The following is a 13,803-nucleotide window of genomic DNA, read 5'->3' as shown; positions in this document are numbered from 1 at the left end:
GTTGATCCCGCGCCCGTTCGACCGGCCAGGCCTCGTCTCCGTACAGCCTGGCCGCCTCGGTCGCGACGAGCTCGGCGAAGGTCACGAGCAGCGCATGGCGTCGGGCCCGCAGTGCCGCCGTCGAGGTCGACTCGACGAGCGCGACTCGTCCCTTGTCCGGCTCGGCAGCAAGCAACGACACGACCGCGTCGAGCGCCGCGTGCACACGGTGCGCCGGGAGCCCGTCGGTCTCGTCGATGGCGCGCACGGCGGCCGCGGCGATCTCGGCGGACACCGCATCGAGCGCCGCGAGCAGGGCATCGTCGCGTGAGCCGAAAGCTCTCGTAGAAGTAGCGTTCGGTCAGCTTGGCCTGCGCGCAGATCTTGGTCATCGTCGTCGACGCCTCGCCCCGGGCCAGCACCGTGATCGTGGCCTGGATCAGGCGTCCACGACGCTCGGCGGCGCGTTCGGCCGCCGACACTCCCCCGTCAGCGTGTGCCCTCGACCATGACGACATCTTGACAGGGAGCATCAGTCGCCACAAACTGACAGGACTTCCTGTCAGATGGAGATCCGCATGTCAGTCGACCAGTCCGAGACCGTCACGCCCCGCCATCGCGGCGTGCCGTACCTCGGACGTACCCTCACCTACGTACGCGCTCCGATGACGATGATGCGCGATCAGTACGACCGCTACGGCCCAGTGTCCGAGCTGGACTTCATCGGCCGACGCTGGACGGTGCTGCTCGGCCCCGACGCCTGCTCAGAAGCCCTGCTCAACCGCGACAAGGCCTTCGCCAACCAAGACGGCTGGGGCTACCTCGTCGGTCCGTTCTTCGACCGCGGCCTGATGCTGCTGGACTTCGAAGAGCACCACCGCCACCGCCGGATCATGCAGGCGGCCTTCACACGAGACAGGCTCGAGAACTACACCGCGGCCCTGCAACCCGCTGTCACGGCAGGACTCGACACGTGGATCCCGCAGCGAGACTTCCGGGCCTATCCGGCGCTCAAGGACCTGACCCTCGACCTGGCGACACAGATCTTCATGGGCGGTGCCGACCTCGCCTCCCCCGACGCCGACCGGCTCAACCAGGCCTTCATCGACTGCGTCCAGTCGGCCACGGCCCTGGTACGGCTCGACCTGCCCGGCACCCGGTGGAGACGGGCACTGCGCGGCCGCCGACTGCTCGAAGACTTCCTGCGCCGGCACATCGCGGCGAAGCGAGCCCGCCAGGACGACGACCTGTTCTCGGTCCTGTGCCACCTCACGACCGAGGACGGCGAACGATTCAGCGACGACGACATCGTCAACCACATGATCTTCCTGCTGATGGCCGCCCACGACACCTCGACCATCACGGTCTCGACCATCATGCGCTACCTCGGGCAACATCCCGAGTGGCAAGAGCGTTGCCGCGACGAGGCGATGCTGCTGACACAGAACCCGTCACTGTCCGAGCTCGACAGTCTCACCTCGCTCGACCTGGTGCTGAAGGAGTGCCTGCGACTCGTCCCGCCGGTACCGGTGCTCGCCCGCAAGACCGTCAAGGCGACCGAGGTGCAGGGCCGTCACATCCCGGCCGGACGTCTCGTCGCGGTGATGATGCACCTGCAGCACCACATGGACGAGCTGTGGCCCGAGCCGTCGCGCTTCGATCCCGAACGGTTCGCCGAACACAGGCGCGACGACAAGGTCCACCGCCATGCCTGGGAGCCATTCGGCGGCGGAGTCCACAAGTGTCTCGGCATGTTCTTCGCCGGCGCCGAGATCAAGACGATCGTGCTTCACCTGCTGCGCCGGTTCGAGTGGACCGTCGCACCTGACTACGCCACGCCCATGAACTACACCTCGCTGCCGTTCCCCCAGGACGGCCAACCCGTCGACCTGCGTCCGCTCGCTCCTCGTCCTGGAAGGCCCACCCCATGAAGCGCGACCTGCACGACACCTCGATCATCATCACCGGAGGCGCCCGCGGCATCGGCCGGGCGACTGCTGCACGGCTCGTAGCCGCAGGCGCCAGGGTCGCGATCGGCGACCGAGACGGCGACCTGGCCCACGCGGTCGCGGCCGACATCGGCGCAGTCGCCGGAACCCTCGACGTGTCGGACGCCGAGTCGTGGAAGATCTTCCTCGCCGAGACGGCAGCCATCGGCCCCATCGACGCGCTCGTCAACAACGCCGCCATCATGCCGCTCGGCTCGCTGTTGAAGGAGCCCGACACCGTCACCCAATCGATCATCGACGTCAACCTGCACGGGGTCATCCACGGCACCAAGGCCGTCGCGCCCGGCATGATCGAACGCGGCAGCGGACACATCGTCAACGTCGCCTCCGCCGTCGGACGTCTCGCTGTCGCCGACGGAGCGACGTACTCCGCGTCCAAGTTCGCGGTCGTGGGATTCACCGAAGCCATCCGCGACGAGCTGGCTCCCCACGGCATCGACGTCAGCATGGTGCTCCCCACCGTCGTCAGGACCGAGCTCTCGGCCGGGGTGCCGGCAGCGCGGGGCGTCCGACCGGTCACGGCCGACGACGTCGCAGCCGTCATCGAGGCGGTGCTGCGCCGCCCCCGCCCCGAGACATGGGTTCCGCGCTGGAGCCAGACCATCATGAAGTCGGCCAACCTGATGCCTCGCGCCCTCCGCTCGGCGGTGACCCGGGCCATGCACGCCGACAGCGTCCTGGCCGATGCCGACCCGGCCGCCCGAGCCGCGTACGAGGCACGCGCGCGCAGCCAGACCAGCTGAGCTTTCACCGTGCGCCGCAGCGCACAACGCCCACACTGGAATCATGCCTGCCACCCGAGTCCTCGTCACTGGCGCAACCGGCTACGTCGGCGGCCGGCTCGTCCCTCAGCTCCTCGACGCAGGGCACGAGGTGCGGGTCCTGGTCCGCGACGAGCGCAAGGCCCGCGCGCACGACTGGGCAGACCGGGTCGAGATCGTCGTCGGCGACGCAGCTGGACAGCGAACACGTTCACGCAGCCATGGAGTCCGTGGACGTCCTGTACTACCTCCTGCACTCGATCGGCACCGGCGGAGACTTCGGCACCACCGAGAAGACCATGGCCCAGCGGTTCGCCGACGCGGCACACTCCGCTGGCGTCCAGCGGATCGTCTATCTGGGCGGGATGATCCCCACCGGTGAGAAGCTCTCTGAGCATCTCGAGTCGCGCGGGGCAGTCGGCGACGTCCTGCTCGCGTCGGGAGTTCCGACCGCGGTGCTCCAGGCAGGGGTCATCATCGGATCCGGCTCGGCCTCGTTCGAGATGCTGCGCTACCTGACCGAACGACTTCCGGTCATGGTGACGCCCAAGTGGGTCACGACGCGCATCCAGCCCATAGCGATCCGCGACGTCCTGCGGTATCTCGTCGCCAGCGCGGAGCTGCCCGCCGACGTCAACCGGCGGTTCGACATCGCCGGCCCCGACGTGCTGACCTACCTCGACCTGATGCAGCGCTTCGCGTCGATCGCCGGACTGCCCCGTCGGCGCATCCTGAAGGTTCCGGTGCTGTCGCCCGGACTGTCGAGCCACTGGGTCGGGCTGATCACGCCCGTGCCGGCGAGCCTGGCCCGCCCGCTCGTCGAGTCGTTACGCAACACCGTCGTCGCAGCGGAGTCGGACATCAAGGAGTACGTACCCGATCCACCTGGCGGACTGACGAGCTTCGACCGCTCCGTCGAGCTGGCACTGACCAAGATCCAGAACCTCGACGTGCCGACGTCGTGGTCGTCAGCAGCAACGTTCGGAAGCTCCCGCCGAGGGGCTGCCGACTGATCCCGACTGGGCCGGCGGCTCGCTCTACAAGGATGAGCGCACGCGCGAGGTGCAGGCTAGTCCTGCCCACCTCTGGACCGTCATCGAGGGGATCGGCGGCCGCAATGGCTGGTACTCGTGGGCGCTGGCCTGGCGAGTGCGCGGAGTGCTGGACCGGCTCGTCGGCGGGCCGGGGCTGCGCCGCGGACGCCGCAACCCGCGTGACCTGGTCGTCGGAGACGCACTCGACTTCTGGCGGGTCGAGGACACCGACGACAGCACCTTCCTGCGGCTGCGTGCGGAGATGAAGCTGCCCGGGCTGGCCTGGTTGGAGATGCAGGTCGGCTCGACCGCAGGCGGCACCACGACCTTCCACCACCGAGCACTGTTCCACCCCAAGGGGCTGCTCGGACACCTCTACTGGTGGTCGATCCTGCCCTTCACGGTGTCGTCTTCGGCTCGATGCAACGCAACATCGCGAAGGCGGCCGAGCAGCTCGAGCTGGCTGGCACAGCGTCGGACGCCCAGACGCACCAAGGGCGATGACGGGCCGCTCCACCGGCCACGCCACCGCCCCTGGCTCACGACGGATCTACTTCTTGACCACCTTGACCTTCAGGGTGGTCTTGACCCGCCTTGACCTGTGCCGATCCGAGGTAACGGATCGTGATCTTCTTGGTACCGGCCTTCGCGAACGTGCCGATCCTGACCTTGGCTGTGCCGTTCTTGAGCGTCACGGTCGTGGACTTGCCGCCCACCGTCACTTTGACCCGGCCCGTTGCCTTGACTCCCGACGCAGTCGCCTTGATCGTCACGACCGAGCGCTGCGACCGGGTGATGGTCTTGCGGCTCAGCTTCGCCGTCACCTTCGACACGGCCTTGGCCACGTCCACCCGCACCTGTGTCGTCGACCCGGCATGTCCGGCATCGCCGGAGTATGCGACCGTCACGGTGTTGGCGCCGACCTTGAGCTTGGTCGTGTCGACCGTCAGGCTCACCCGGCCAGCCGCGACCTGGCCGCTTCCGACCGGCTTGCCGGCCACGGTCAGGGTGACCCGTCCGGTGGCACCCGGCGAGCTCACCGTCACCGGGACAGTGACCTTCTTGCCGTACGCCGCCGATCCGACCTTGCCGACCGTCAGGCTCGTGGCCGCCGGGCCAGTGCCCGGGTCAACCGTCGACACCTGGAACGAGTCAGAGTCGGGCGACGCCGTAGCGCCTGCCGCATTGCTCGCCACGACCTTGGCCGTGTAGGTGCCGTCGGCCAGATCCGTGAACACCCGAGACACCTCGTCGGCATCGGCCGGCGCGGTCGCGCCATTGCTCAGCGTCACGGTGTACCCGGTCAGCTGGGCGTCTTCGGCTCCGTCGGGTGCCGACCACGTCACGGTGGCGTCGGATCCCGACACCGTCACGACGGGCTTGGCGGGTGCCTTCGGGGCTGTCGTCGGCAGCTGCTTGGTCGGGAACGCCGCCGGGCGTCCCGCACCGTACAGCCAGGTGCTGAACACGCCGTCGAGATCCAGGCCCGTGACCTGCTCGGCCACGTCGACGAAGTCCTGCGTCGTGCCCGACGAGCCCTTCTTCGACGTGTACCAGCGCGTGACGACGTCGTCGAAGGCGTCGTCGCCGATGCTGGCCCGCAGCGCTGCCAAGACGTAGCCACCGCGCCCGTACACCGCATTGCTGAACAGGTCGGACTCGCTGGCTAAGGCGCCGGGAGCGGTCTGCCAGAACTCCGGGTCGATGTTGTCCGCGAACCACGACCGGTACCTGGCCGGCAGGTCCAGTCCGGCGGTGTCCTCGTAGTAGACGTTCGCGAAGTACGTCGCGAAGCCCTCGCTCAGCCACAGGTCGTTGTAGCTGCCGATCGTGACGGCGTCGCCGAACCACTGGTGGATGTACTCGTGGACGAAGGTGTTGCCACCGGGGATGCGCGAGTAGAAGATCCGGCCATTGGTCTCGACCCCACCGAAGGCGACCGGCTCGAGGTCCGCGTTCAGCAGCTCTTCGTACACGGCCCCTCCCGTGACGCCCGGGTAGACGCCGAACCGGTCCTGACCCCAGCCGATGATCGAGGGCTGCGACTGGATCTGCTTCTCGATCGTGGTCTGGTTGACCGTGCTGGAGTTGTACAGCGTGCGATCGACGTAGCTGCGCAGGGAGATGGACGTGCCATCGCTCAGCTCGACCGGCTGGACGAACTCCTTGTAGTCACCGAAGGACGCCAGCGTCTGGTACGGGACGACGCCCTGGTCCTGCACCCAGGTGCGGGTGATCTTGTCGCCACGCTTCTTGGTGGAGGCGAGCACACCGATCGTGACGCCCGTCAGGTCCTGGGGTGCCGTCAGCGCGATCTCGTAGGTGGCGCGGTCCGTCGTGCTGTTGTTGTTGGGGAACCAGTACGTCGAGCCGAACGGCTGACCCAGCGCGGACGCACCACGGCTGTTCTGCGAGGGGAAGAAGCCCTGGTTGGCTTCACCGTCACGCTTGAAGGCGTCGATCGTGCCGGTCGTGTACGCGACCTCGACGGTGAACTCCGCTCCGGACGCGATGGCGGTCGCCGGATACACGACCAGCTTCTGCTTGTCCTCGCCGTCGATGTTGATCTGCTGGTAGTTCGCGGCCTGCGTGCCGTTGACCTTGAGCGAGGTGATCTTGAGCTTGCGGAAGTCCAGGCTGAACGACGACAGGTTCTCGGCCGCCTTGGCCGTGATCGTGGTGGTCGCGGTGACGCTCGTCTTCGACGACGGCTTGACCGGCGTGTACTCCAGGTCGATGTCGTAGTGCTGGACGTCGTAGGCCGTGGTGCCGCTGTTGGGCAGCAGCGTCTCGGACCCGCTGTGGTCGATCAGGTCGTCCTCGTCACCGCAGCCGTCGGCCGACTGCTGGACGCTCGACCCTGCCGAGGCACGTTGCCCGGATCGTCGACGACTAGCGTGGGACGTTCTTCCCCGACCCGGACGAAGAACGACTTCAGGTCTCTCAGCCCCTGTTGGGTGAGGGCATCGGTGCCGATGCCGTCCTTGGTGCGGGCCCACACCAGCTGGTACTCCTTCGGGCCGGTCGAGTCCTCGTAGACCCACTGCTGGGTCAGCGGCTTCGCGACACCTCCGGCGGTCTTGGCGTCCTTCTGGTACTGGAACAGGTAGGGGTTGAGGAACTTGCGGTTCTGCGTCAGCACCTTGTCCTTGGTGATGTCGCCGTCCGGCCAGTGGTCCAGCTTGGGATTGGTGATGTCGTTGACGGCGTTCTTGAAGTAGCCGTCGACCAGGCGAGCGTCCAGGAAGTTGAACCGGTTGCTGTCATTGGTGATGCTGAAGTTGTTGCTCGCACCGTCGAGCCGCGGATCGAACACGTAGACCTTCTTGACCCCGTTGTCCTTCGCCTCCTGGTTCAGGAAGCGGAAGACTGCGCGGGCGTTGGGGCACCACGCACCGCCGGTGACGATGGTGTGCGAGCCGTTGCTCTCCAGCAGGTTGATCAGCTGCGGGTAGGTGATGACCTCCAGCGTCCAGCCCTCGCGGTCGGCCTCCTCGATGATCTTGGAGTCGCTGCCCTTCGCGTTGTGGGTCGTGCGGAAGTAGTCGAACTGTGACCGCACGTCGACCTCAGCCGTCTTGTCACCGCCCGAGACCGCGTCGAACACCGTCTCCAGCTTGTCGTGATAGGCGTCGACCTGCTGGTCTGTCGTGAAGTCGGACGAGTCCTCGACGACACCGGAGATGATGGGTGCCGACAGTCCGTTGCCGTCCTTGTGCGCCTTGTTGTAGGTGAAGACATACGTGTCATCGGCGCCCTGATAGGCCGGATCGACGTTGATCAGCTGATTCTTCAGGTCGGTGAAGGCTTGTAGTAGTTGTTGCTGCCGAAGGCGACGCTGTTGACCGGATCGGTGATGTCGAGGACGTCGCCGCCGAGGAGGGGGTCGAAGTGGTAGACCTCCTTGATGCCGTAGTCGCGCGCCGTCTCGTTGATGTGCGCGATGGTGTTCTGGGTGCTGGCCCGCTCCGGGCTGCCGAACACGATCGCGTACGTGCCCTCGCTCTTGAGGATGTCAGTCAGGTACTCGTACGGGGTCGAGACGAAGACGCTGTCGGCACCGAGCCCGGGGTAGGCGTCAGCGAAGAAGTCGACGGTCGACTCCACGGCCTTCTTGGCAGGCGGCGCTGGATCGGCCGCGCTGGCGGGCGCTGCGATCAGTAGCCCGGCGCTCAACGACGCCGCGGTGAGCGTCGCGGCGAGTCGGCCGAATCTGGTGAGCAGGGACATCCTTTTCTCCTCGTGCTGTGTCATGACGTGTCGTCCCGCCCTCGCGGAACATGAGCGCTCCTCACGCACGGCATGACCAAGCCCTGCTCCGGCAGGGGTCGGCGACTACGCCAGCCTCGAAGCCGACGTCGGACGCACTACACCTGTCAGAACCACGCTTGCTCGCTCCATGCGGACGAGCCAGGTCTGCACCGGGAGCACCCCGCCGTGGAGGGAGGGTTGCTGTTTCGCGAGCCGGGCCTCGTGCGAAACTTCTTGACCTGCAGGCGAGACTAGGGCGCGAGGGTCGATCGGGACGCGCTGTCTCACTGGCTGAGCAGAATCTCAGAGACTGAGCCAAGACGTTTTGATCGACGCCTAGGTGATATCCGCGTCTGCAGCGCGAGCGGTTGCGGGGGCAGAGCACCGGCAACAAGATGAACGAATGGATCTGTTCCGCACCAAGTCTGTCGAACGGTCGATCGCCGAGACCGACGAGCCGGAGCACCGGCTCAAGAAGGAGCTGTCGGCCTGGGACCTGACGGTCTTCGGAGTCGGCGTCATGGTCGGCACGGGCATCTTCGTGCTGACCGGCGAGCAGGCCTTCAGCAATGCCGGGCCGGCCATCGTGATCTCGTTCGTGCTCGCCGGCATCGCGTGCGGGCTGGCTGCCCTCTGCTACGCCGAGTTCGCCTCGACCGTGCCGGTCGCCGGAAGTGCCTACACGTTCTCGTACGCGACGCTGGGTGAGCTCGTCGCCTGGATCATCGGCTGGGACCTCGTCCTCGAGCTGGCGCTGGGAGCAGCCGTGGTCGCCCGCGGCTGGTCGGCCTACCTGCAGTCGCTGCTCGACCTGCCGACGTGGTTGGCCGGCGACGACGCGATCCCCGACTTCGGCGCGATCGCGATCGTCCTCGCGCTGACGGTCGTGGGCGTGCTCGGCACCAAGCTGTCGGGACGGTTCGCGAGCGTCCTGGTGATCGTCAAGGTGGCCGTCGTGACGTTCGTGATCGTCGCGGGACTTTTCTTCATCAAGGCCTCGAACTACACGCCGTTCGTGCCGGACTCACAGCCCTCGAAGGGTGAGTCCGGGCTCGACTCGACGTTGCTGCAGTCGATCTTCGGGATCGAGCCCACGGTGTTCGGTGTCTACGGCATCATCGCGGCCGCCTCGGTCGTGTTCTTCGCCTTCATCGGCTTCGACATCGTCGCGACATCAGCCGAGGAGACCAAGAATCCCCAGCGAGACGTCCCGCGCGGGATCCTCGGCTCACTGGCGATCGTGACCCTGATGTACGCCGCTGTGTCGTTCGTGGTGACCGGCATGCTGAAGTACAGCGACGAGCGGATGAACACCGCAGCGCCGCTCGCCGAGGCGTTCAAGGCCAACGACCTCGACTGGGCCAGCAAGATCATCTCGGTCGGAGCCGTCGCCGGACTGACCACCGTGATCCTGGTGCTCATGCTGGGTCAGGCTCGCGTGCTGTTCGCGATGTCGCGCGACGGGCTGCTGCCGGTCAGCCTGGCCAAGGTGCATCCGCGCTTCGGCACCCCGTTCCGCATCACGATCATCACTGGACTCTTCGTCGCCGCGCTCGCCGGATTCGTACCGTTGTCGGAGCTGTCGAAGCCGTCAGCATCGGCACGTTGTTCGCCTTCGTCGTCGTGTCGGCCGGCGTCATCATCCTGCGGCGCACCCGCAGCGACCTGCACCGGCCGTTCCGGGTCCCCGGGGTGCCGCTCATCCCGCTGCTGTCGATCGCGGCCTGCCTGTGGCTCATGGTCAACCTCTCGGTCGAGACCTGGATCCGGTTCCTGATCTGGCTCCTGATCGGCTTCCTCGTGTACTTCATCTACGGGTACAGGTCGTCCCGACTCGGCCGCGGGCTCACCCAGGAGCCCGCCCAGCCCGACGCGACAGGCCACGACGCATGAATGACGCCGCAAGCCGCGGCAACCAGGCCGGACGACAGGCACGCCACAGCACCACGATGCGTGCAGCGGCGCGGATCGGGCTCGTCGCCTACGGGGTCGTGCATCTCGTGATCGGGGTCATCGCCCTGCAGATCGCCTGGGGCGGCGGAGGTGGCGACGCCAGCACCTCCGGGGCGTTGAAGACCATCGCGCAGCAGCCCCTTGGCGACACGATGCTCTGGGTGTGCGCCTTCGGGCTGGCGGCACTCACGGTGTGGCAGCTGCTGACGGCGATCTGGGGCTTCCAGACCGAGCAGGACGACCTCGCCCGCACTCGCAAACGCCTCTCCGCTGCTGGCCGGGCCGTGATCTACGGGGTGCTCGCCTACTCGGCCGCTCGCATCGCCGGTGGATCGGGCGGATCGGGCAGCAGCGACTCCAAGGAAGAAGGCCTGACCGCGTCACTGCTGGCTGCACCTGCCGGCCGCATCCTGGTCGCCGGTGTCGGGGTGGCGATCCTGGCCGTAGCGGTCTCTCAGATCGTCCGCGGACTGACCGAGAAGTTCACCCACGACCTCCAGGGCCCGGCGACGTCAGGGTCCAGCGGATCGACGATCCTGATCCTCGGCAAGATCGGCTACGTCGGCAAGGGCATCGCGGTCGGCATCGTCGGCATCCTGTTCGGCTGGGCCGCGATCTCGTACGACCCCGAGAAGGCCGGCGGCCTCGACGATGCCTTGCAGACGTTGCGCGACCAGCCCTACGGTCCGTACCTGCTGACGCTCGTGGCGATCGGGCTCGGCGCCTTCGGACTGTTCTGCTTCGCGTGGGCCAGGTACGTCAAAAGCCGCTGAACGCCCCGCCCACCTGACCTGGTCGCACTAGCGCCGGACGTCGACCTCGTGCCAGGTGGCACCGTCGTCGACCGACTCCCACAGGGCATCGTCGCCTCGAGGCCCCGAGTAGGCGTACAGCACACCGCCCGTCTCGGTGATCGTCGAGACCTTGGTCGGCAGATCGAGGCGCACGAACTCCTCGTTGTCGGGCGAGGTGGCGATCCACCAGCCGACGGCGTTCTTGACGTCGTCCTCCCCGATCACGAGTCGTCCGTCAGGCAGCACCACGATCTCGGGATAGTGCAGCTCGTCGATCGGCAGGCCGGCCGGCGAGAACTCCTTGCTCGCCCCGCCCATCGCGATCCGTGCCCCGACGATGTTGTCGTCGCCCTGCGGTTCTGCCATGAGCTCGGCGAACGTCAAGACCGTGACGCCCCGGCTCGAGACGAGTCCGGAGGGTCCCCCATCGCCGCCGGGCATGGGCACCTGCTCGGTCTTCCAGGTGCGCCCACCATCGGTCGAGTGCACCAGAGGCGCGAGCCGTCGGTCCAGGTGCTCACCCCCCACACGGTGCCGTCGTCGTCGATCGCGGCTTGCTGGAAGATGTCGTCGCTGCTCCGGGCCCCCGGCGACGCCGGCATCTCGTGCACCGAGCCATCGGACGGGCGGTAGAACCGCGCAGGCTCGAACTCGGAGATCAGCACGTCGCCAGCCTCGACGGGCACGAACGGCTGAGTCTTGCCCGCAGACGACGTCGTGCCATCTGTTGCGATCCTGATGGGCGGTGAATCGGACTCACCCTCGACCAGGACGAATCCATCGTCGAGACCATGCGGCTCGCCGTACCGTGCGACCGTCTCGGACCGGACGACCTCACCGTCGGGGTCGAGCAGGCGCCAGGCGCCCTTCTCCATCTCGCCGCCCTCGTCGTCGCGGATCGCGAACGACAACAACAGCGAGCCGTCCGTCGACCGGGCCACGTCGAAGGGCGCACCCGCCGACCTCGATGATCTCTGCGGCTGTGGCGTCGTCGTCGTAGAGGACGTCGTAGTAGTCGTCCTGTGACGCCGTGCCGGCGCCGTTCCCGCAGGCGCCCAGCACCAACACAGCACAGATCACGAGCCCGGCCGTCCTGCGTGCATCCCCCATGACGGTCATCGTGCCAGCCGGCCGAAGCCCAGTGACCGCGCGCGTCGAAGACCTCGCCGGCGTCCTGCGTCGCGATGAAGATCGCATCGAGCAGATCCCGTGCGGTCGCACAGCGCAGCAACCCCAGCTGGTCGAGGGGGCCGAGCGGCGCGATCGCCGCCAGCTGCCACAGAGCATCGACCGGGTCGTCGCTGAGCTGGACAGCAGCCGACCAGGCCACGTCCTGGAACTCGCTGGCCCGTGCCAGCGTGCGGCGGACCAGGGCCTCGGTCTGGTCTCGACGCTCTGACAGGTCGTCATCCCACTCCAGTGCGGGCAGCTCGCGCACTGCAGCGCGCGGATATGGATCCTCAGCGAGCCAGTCGACCACGGCGACGCGCCGGGTGCCCTCACCGAGCAGCGCGAGATAGCCATCGGCGACCTTGAGCCGGCCACCTGGGCCACGGTGCCGACGTCGAACCGCTTCTCGCCGCCGCCGACCTCCTGCCCGCGCTCGATCAGGACGACCCCGAACTCGGCGGTCTGATCGGGAAGGATGTCCTGCAGCATCTGCAGGTAGCGCGGCTCGAACACCCGCAACGACAACGGCATCGCCGGCATGAGCACCGGTGCCCAGCGGAAACATCGGCATCGTGGTGACGTCGTCCATCTGGTCATCCCATCACGCGACGCCACGACGTGCCCGATCGGTCACGCCAGCGTCGCGACCACGGACGCGTCGGCGTGGTGACGACCACGCGGGACGATCATCGGGGTGCCGCTCACCGGATCTGGCACGACCTCGCACGCCAGACCGAAGACCTCCGTGACGGTCGCGGCATCGATGACGTCAGTGGGGGCCCCTTCGGCGATGATCACGCCGCGCTTCATCGCGATGATGTGATCGGCGTACCGGCAGGCCAGGTTGAGGTCGTGCAGGACGATGACGACAGTCTTGCCGGACTCTCGGTTGAGATCGACCAGCAGGTCGAGCAGCTCGATCCTGGTGGTTGATGTCGAGATACGTCGTCGGCTCGTCGAGCAGCAGCAGGTCGGTGTCCTGAGCCAGCGCCATAGCGATCCACACCCGCTGACGCTGGCCGCCCGACAGCTCGGTGATGTTTCGACCCTCGAGATCGGCGGTGCCCGTCGCCTCCAGTGCCGCGGCGACCGCACGGTCGTCGCCGTCGTTCCAGCGTCGGAACCAGCCCTGGTGCGGGTACCGGCCACGGCCGACGAGGTCACCGACCGAGATGCCGTCGGAGCGACCGGCGTCTGCGGCAACAGACCCAGCACCTTGGCGACGTCGATGCTCTTCATGTCCTGGACCAACTTGCCGTCGAGGATCACCTCGCCACCGCGTGGACGCAGCAACCGGGCGAGCCCGCGCAGCAGCGTCGACTTGCCGCACGCATTCGCACCGACGATGACCGTGATCTTGCCGTCGGGGATCTGGACGTCGAGATCTTTGACGATGTCGGTGTCGGAGTATCCGAGGGTCAGCTTCTGGGCACGCAGTTCGTGTGAGGTCATCCGCCGCGTCCTTCCCGGTTGACGGTGGCGAGGAGCCAGATGAGATAGGGGGCACCGATGATGCCGGTCAGGACGCCTGTCGGCAGCGCGACCGGCAGCACCTGCTGGGCCATCAGGTCGGCGCCGAGCACGATGATCGCGCCGACCAGCCCGGCTGCCAGCAGACCGCCAGCCGGGCCGGTCAGCCGTTGGGCGATAGGACCCGCGATGAGTGCGACGAACATGATCGGTCCGGCCACGGCGACCGCGAGGCCGATCAGGATGATCGACAAGGCAATCGAGTCCCAGACGGCTGCGCTCGACGCGAGAGCCGAGCGCTCTGGCGGTGTCGTCGCCAGCTCGATCGTGCGCAACGGCCGTTCGAGGAGCAGCGCGATCGGGATCAGGAGCACGAGCGCTC

General features: G+C 67.3%; 16 protein-coding genes, 2 pseudogenes and 1 riboswitch. Of the genes and pseudogenes, 9 read left to right on the top strand and 9 right to left on the bottom strand.

The features are described 5' to 3' along the window. The first annotated feature begins 1 nt into the window (after position 1). The 6 genes and pseudogenes from ACHMWU_RS27730 to ACHMWU_RS27705 all read left to right on the top strand — a co-directional run bounded on the left by ACHMWU_RS27730 (position 2) and on the right by ACHMWU_RS27705 (position 4,381). A complete protein-coding gene (locus ACHMWU_RS27730) occupies positions 2 to 310 on the top strand; it encodes a hypothetical protein (RefSeq protein WP_396048716.1) in 309 nt (102 codons plus the stop codon). Positions 311 to 557: 247 nt separating this feature from the next. Beyond that, positions 558 to 1,910, top strand: coding sequence for a cytochrome P450 (locus tag ACHMWU_RS27725; RefSeq protein ID WP_396048715.1), 1,353 nt, complete (start codon positions 558 to 560; stop codon positions 1,908 to 1,910). After that, entirely contained in the window at positions 1,907 to 2,731 is an 825-nt protein-coding gene (locus ACHMWU_RS27720; protein ID WP_396048714.1) for an SDR family oxidoreductase, read from the top strand. The genes ACHMWU_RS27725 and ACHMWU_RS27720 overlap by 4 nt, the downstream gene beginning before the upstream one ends. After that, positions 2,673 to 2,885: pseudogene (locus ACHMWU_RS27715) on the top strand (NmrA family NAD(P)-binding protein); the annotation flags it as partial. The gene ACHMWU_RS27720 and the pseudogene ACHMWU_RS27715, both read left to right, overlap by 59 nt. Before the next feature lie 94 nt (positions 2,886 to 2,979). Further along, positions 2,980 to 3,762, top strand: coding sequence for an oxidoreductase (locus ACHMWU_RS27710; protein ID WP_396048713.1), 783 nt, complete (start codon positions 2,980 to 2,982; stop codon positions 3,760 to 3,762). A 49-nt stretch (positions 3,763 to 3,811) separates the two neighbouring features. Then, positions 3,812 to 4,381 (top strand): DUF2867 domain-containing protein, encoded by a 570-nt coding sequence (locus tag ACHMWU_RS27705; RefSeq protein WP_396048712.1) that lies wholly within the window; start codon positions 3,812 to 3,814, stop codon positions 4,379 to 4,381. On the opposite strand, the gene ACHMWU_RS27700 is transcribed toward ACHMWU_RS27705, so the two are convergent. From ACHMWU_RS27700 to ACHMWU_RS27690, 3 genes are all read right to left on the bottom strand, one after another. Continuing rightward, the gene (locus ACHMWU_RS27700; protein ID WP_396049256.1) at positions 4,323 to 6,521 is read right to left on the bottom strand and encodes a M1 family aminopeptidase; all 2,199 of its coding nucleotides are present in this window, start codon (positions 6,519 to 6,521) and stop codon (positions 4,323 to 4,325) included. The two genes, ACHMWU_RS27705 and ACHMWU_RS27700, sit on opposite strands and share 59 nt — an antisense overlap. Before the next feature lie 71 nt (positions 6,522 to 6,592). Next, the gene (locus tag ACHMWU_RS27695; protein ID WP_396048711.1) at positions 6,593 to 7,390 is read right to left on the bottom strand and encodes a hypothetical protein; all 798 of its coding nucleotides are present in this window, start codon (positions 7,388 to 7,390) and stop codon (positions 6,593 to 6,595) included. A gap of 185 nt (positions 7,391 to 7,575) precedes the next feature. Continuing rightward, entirely contained in the window at positions 7,576 to 8,013 is a 438-nt protein-coding gene (locus ACHMWU_RS27690) for a hypothetical protein (protein ID WP_396048710.1), read from the bottom strand. Positions 8,014 to 8,162: 149 nt separating this feature from the next. Continuing rightward, a riboswitch (SAM riboswitch) is annotated at positions 8,163 to 8,274 on the bottom strand. A 163-nt stretch (positions 8,275 to 8,437) separates the two neighbouring features. On the opposite strand from ACHMWU_RS27690, the gene ACHMWU_RS27685 reads away from it, so the two are divergent. From ACHMWU_RS27685 to ACHMWU_RS27675, 3 genes are read left to right on the top strand one after another with little or no spacing between them, the layout of a single operon-like run. Then, positions 8,438 to 9,811: an amino acid permease gene (locus ACHMWU_RS27685; RefSeq protein WP_396048709.1), complete on the top strand. Its 1,374-nt coding sequence runs from the start codon at positions 8,438 to 8,440 to the stop codon at positions 9,809 to 9,811. Next, positions 9,772 to 9,927: an amino acid permease C-terminal domain-containing protein gene (locus tag ACHMWU_RS27680; protein ID WP_396048708.1), complete on the top strand. Its 156-nt coding sequence runs from the start codon at positions 9,772 to 9,774 to the stop codon at positions 9,925 to 9,927. Before ACHMWU_RS27685 ends, ACHMWU_RS27680 begins: the two co-directional genes overlap by 40 nt. After that, positions 9,924 to 10,760, top strand: coding sequence for a DUF1206 domain-containing protein (locus tag ACHMWU_RS27675; protein WP_396048707.1), 837 nt, complete (start codon positions 9,924 to 9,926; stop codon positions 10,758 to 10,760). The genes ACHMWU_RS27680 and ACHMWU_RS27675 overlap by 4 nt, the downstream gene beginning before the upstream one ends. A gap of 27 nt (positions 10,761 to 10,787) precedes the next feature. Here the strand turns inward: ACHMWU_RS27675 and ACHMWU_RS27670 are convergent, their stop codons facing one another. The 6 genes and pseudogenes from ACHMWU_RS27670 to ACHMWU_RS27645 all read right to left on the bottom strand — a co-directional run bounded on the left by ACHMWU_RS27670 (position 10,788) and on the right by ACHMWU_RS27645 (position 13,795). Next, a complete protein-coding gene (locus ACHMWU_RS27670; protein WP_396048706.1) occupies positions 10,788 to 11,165 on the bottom strand; it encodes a hypothetical protein in 378 nt (125 codons plus the stop codon). Next, on the bottom strand, positions 11,162 to 11,656 hold the full coding sequence (locus tag ACHMWU_RS27665; RefSeq protein ID WP_396048704.1) for a hypothetical protein: 495 nt from the start codon (positions 11,654 to 11,656) through the stop codon (positions 11,162 to 11,164). The genes ACHMWU_RS27670 and ACHMWU_RS27665 overlap by 4 nt, the downstream gene beginning before the upstream one ends. Further along, positions 11,616 to 12,548, bottom strand: a complete 933-nt coding sequence (locus tag ACHMWU_RS27660; RefSeq protein ID WP_396048703.1) for an LON peptidase substrate-binding domain-containing protein — start codon at positions 12,546 to 12,548, stop codon at positions 11,616 to 11,618. The genes ACHMWU_RS27665 and ACHMWU_RS27660 overlap by 41 nt, the downstream gene beginning before the upstream one ends. A gap of 33 nt (positions 12,549 to 12,581) precedes the next feature. Then, the gene (locus tag ACHMWU_RS27655) at positions 12,582 to 12,749 is read right to left on the bottom strand and encodes a hypothetical protein (protein WP_396048702.1); all 168 of its coding nucleotides are present in this window, start codon (positions 12,747 to 12,749) and stop codon (positions 12,582 to 12,584) included. Further along, positions 12,721 to 13,403, bottom strand: a pseudogene (locus ACHMWU_RS27650) (ABC transporter ATP-binding protein). Before ACHMWU_RS27650 ends, ACHMWU_RS27655 begins: the two are co-directional and overlap by 29 nt. Further along, positions 13,400 to 13,795: an iron chelate uptake ABC transporter family permease subunit gene (locus ACHMWU_RS27645; RefSeq protein WP_396048701.1), complete on the bottom strand. Its 396-nt coding sequence runs from the start codon at positions 13,793 to 13,795 to the stop codon at positions 13,400 to 13,402. Before ACHMWU_RS27645 ends, ACHMWU_RS27650 begins: the two are co-directional and overlap by 4 nt. Positions 13,796 to 13,803: the final 8 nt, after the last annotated feature.

The organism is Aeromicrobium sp. UC242_57 (assembly GCF_044452305.1).
Taxonomy (GTDB): Bacteria; Actinomycetota; Actinomycetes; order Propionibacteriales; family Nocardioidaceae; genus Aeromicrobium.
This window is presented reverse-complemented; position numbering and strand designations above follow the sequence as displayed.

What these genes read in the sequence shown, in the direction of transcription:
- ACHMWU_RS27725 (WP_396048715.1), top strand. Translation starts at nt 558, where the DNA reads ATGTCAGTCGACCAGTCCGAGACCGTCACGCCCCGCCATCGCGGCGTG.
- ACHMWU_RS27720 (WP_396048714.1), top strand. Translation starts at nt 1,907, where the DNA reads ATGAAGCGCGACCTGCACGACACCTCGATCATCATCACCGGAGGCGCC.
- ACHMWU_RS27690 (WP_396048710.1), bottom strand. Translation starts at nt 8,013, where the DNA reads ATGTCCCTGCTCACCAGATTCGGCCGACTCGCCGCGACGCTCACCGCG.
- ACHMWU_RS27685 (WP_396048709.1), top strand. Translation starts at nt 8,438, where the DNA reads ATGGATCTGTTCCGCACCAAGTCTGTCGAACGGTCGATCGCCGAGACC.
- ACHMWU_RS27680 (WP_396048708.1), top strand. Translation starts at nt 9,772, where the DNA reads ATGGTCAACCTCTCGGTCGAGACCTGGATCCGGTTCCTGATCTGGCTC.
- ACHMWU_RS27675 (WP_396048707.1), top strand. Translation starts at nt 9,924, where the DNA reads ATGAATGACGCCGCAAGCCGCGGCAACCAGGCCGGACGACAGGCACGC.
- ACHMWU_RS27665 (WP_396048704.1), bottom strand. Translation starts at nt 11,656, where the DNA reads ATGGAGAAGGGCGCCTGGCGCCTGCTCGACCCCGACGGTGAGGTCGTC.
- ACHMWU_RS27660 (WP_396048703.1), bottom strand. Translation starts at nt 12,548, where the DNA reads ATGACCAGATGGACGACGTCACCACGATGCCGATGTTTCCGCTGGGCA.